Annotated in this window: 1 protein-coding gene; it reads left to right on the top strand. The window is 74.0% G+C overall.

Features of this window, described 5'->3' with window-relative positions; translation table 11 throughout:
- Positions 1-150: 150 nt before the first annotated feature.
- On the top strand, positions 151-2,800 hold a 2,650-nt coding region (locus HG543_RS52900; protein ID WP_439332626.1), incomplete at its 3' end, for a glycosyltransferase family 4 protein.

The raw sequence follows: 2,800 nt of genomic DNA, 5'->3' as shown, positions 1-2,800 counted from the left end.
CCCCTCCCCTGCATCGCCCGATGACACCCAGGAGCCGGCCCGGTATCCTGCCCACGCTTGAGCGACCTGCCCAGACTGCTCCTGTGCAGTTTCGACGTCATCCCCGGCCCATCGGGCTCGTCGCGTCGTGTCACCGAGTATCTCAAGGCGTTGCCGGACCGCTTCTCCGTGGTGGTGCTGTCGGCGAAGACGCCTGACCACTCCCACATCGAGAAGTACCAGGGTGCTCGGCTGCTGCGGGTGCCGGTAGGCTCGGGCGACCTCGCATCCCGCATCCAGGCCTTCGAGCGCGCCGTGCGCCGCCAGTTGGAGAGCGAGGACTACGCGCTCGCGCACTTCACCGACCCCTTCGGCGGCTACGCGCTGTGCGAGCTGAAGGCGGACTACGGCTACCGCCTCGTCTACGAGGCGCAGACCTTCCCGTCCCAGGAGCTGCGCTACACGCACCCGCAGACGGAGGGAGACCGCCGCTTCCTGTCGAAGGTCCGCAGGCAGGAGCTGTTCTGCCTGATGAACGCGGACCTCATCATCACCGGCTCGCGGACCACGCGGGCCCACATCCAGTCGCTCGGGGCGAGCGAGGAGCTCATCCACGTGCTCCGCGCGCCCGTGGACCTCAAGCCGTACGCCCCGGACGTGCTGGGCGTGCCGGACGGGCAGCCGCTGCGGCTGATGTACCTGGGCAGCCAGGTGGGGTGGCAGGGCCTGCCCACGCTGCTGCGGGCGGTGGCGCTGGCCACGAAGCAGGTGGACGTGCGCCTCACGCTGGTGGGCGCACAGCACGCGGACTGGCAGCCGCACCTGGACGAGCTGGTGAAGGAGCTGGGACTCGCGGAGCGGGTGGAGTTCCAGCCGCCCGTCCACCATGACGACCTGGCCAAGGTGCTGGCGCTGGCGGACGTGGGCGTGCTCCCCCTGGATGACGTAGAGCGCAACCGGGTGCAGGGTGGCCCGCTCGCGAAGGTGTCCGAGTACTTCGCCGCCGGCCGGCCCGTCATCGCGGCGGACCTGCCCGTCACCCGCGAGCTGATTCCTCCGGGGACGGCCCTCTTCTTCCCGCCGGGGGACACCCAGGCCCTGGCCAGCCACATCGTCGACCTGTCGCGCGACGTGCCCCGCCGGGTGGAGCTGGGGCGCAAGGCGCGCGCTCACGCCGAGGAGGCGCTCGACGCGGGAGTCATCCGCGGGAAGCTGCTGGACCTCTATGACTCGCTGCTGGACAAGCGCTCGGTGCCGGTGGCGCCTCGCGGCGAGGACGACCTTCCCTCCCCCACCACGGTGACGGGGACGCCCACCAACCGGCTGGCGGGCCTGCTGCCGCCGGAATCGACACCGGTGACGAAGAAGCCCGAGGCGAGCGCGAAGGCCGACGCTCCGCCCGCTGGTGGTGCCCCCGCTCGCGAGGAGCTGCCGCTGGTGATGGGCCAGGTCCTCGACGAGGGGCTCGACACGCGCCTCATCAAGACGGAGCTGGAGGTGCAGCCCGCCGAGCCGCCCGTGGTGATGGGGCTGCCCCTGCGCGAGAGCGCGCCGACGCCGTCCACCGTCGAGGTGAGCGAGTCCCTGGCGTCGATGCTTGGGGAGATGACCGGCGAGCCGGTGGCCGCGAAGGGCCCGCCTTCCGGCAAGGCCGCGCCGCCGTCGCTCTCGGAGGAGCCGCCCGCGCCCACGCCCATCGTCCGGGGCACCGCCACTTCGGGTGGCGAGGAGTCTCCGGCGCCGACGCCGGTCGTCCGCGCCCCCACGCCTTCCGAGGAGCCTCCCGCGCCGACGCCGGTCGTGCGCGCGCCAGCCCCCGCGGACTCGGAGGAGCCTCCGGCGCCCACTCCGGTGGTCCGCGCACCGGCGCCGCTGCCGCCCGAGGATGCGCCCTTCCCCGCCTTCGGGGCTCGCACGCCCGTGGCGACCTCCCGCGAGGAGTCCTCGACTCCGCCGTCGGGCCGCGCGCCCGTCGCGCCGTACCGCGAGGAGCCTCCGGCGCCCACGCCCATCGTCAAGGTGCCCGCCGCCCTGCTCATGCGGGACGACGTGCCCCCGCCCCTCACTCCGGGCCGGAGCTCCGGAGTCGCGAGCCGGAAGGACGAGCCGCCCTCGCCTTCGCGCCCCTCCATCCCGGCCTACAGCAGCCGGAGCACCTCCGCGCGGGTGGAGACGCCCTCGGGACGCATCGCGCCGCTCACGACTCCGTCCCGCGGGGTATCGGCCCTCGACTCCGAGCGGCCTCGCACGCCCACACAGGACACGGGGATTCCTCCCGTGCTCCGTGGCGGTGCCGCCGAGCCGGAGCGTCCGCGCACGCCCACACAGGACACGGCGATTCCTCCCGTGCTCCGTGGCGGTGCCACCGAGCCGGACCGCCCGCGCACGCCCACGCAGGACACGGCGATTCCTCCCGTGCTCCGTGGCGGTGCCGCCGACCCGGACCGCCCGCGCACGCCCACGCAGGAAACAGCTGTTCCCCCGGTGCTCCGTGGCGGTGCCACCGATCCGGACCGCCCACGGACCTCCACGCAGGACTCCGCGCTTCCGCCGGTGATCCGCGGTGGCGGCACCTTCGATCCGGAGCGTCCGCGAACGTCCACGCAGGAGACGGCCCTGCCCCCGGTGATCCGCGGCGGCGCCTCCTTCGACCCGGAGCGTCCGCGAACGTCCACGCAGGAGACGGCCCTGCCCCCGGTGATCCGCGGTGGCGCCCCCTCCGACGCGGAGCGCCCGCCACCGCTCCTGCGCCCGAGCGCAGCCTCCCCGGACGCCGAGAAGCTCCCGCAGATTCGCGGCGGCGCATCCACCCCCTCCGAAC

Origin of the sequence: Pyxidicoccus fallax (assembly GCF_012933655.1) — a bacterium.
In the GTDB taxonomy this organism is placed as follows: Bacteria; Myxococcota; Myxococcia; order Myxococcales; family Myxococcaceae; genus Myxococcus; species Myxococcus fallax.
Note: the sequence above shows the minus strand (reverse complement) of the source record. Positions and strands in the feature narration are given on the sequence as shown.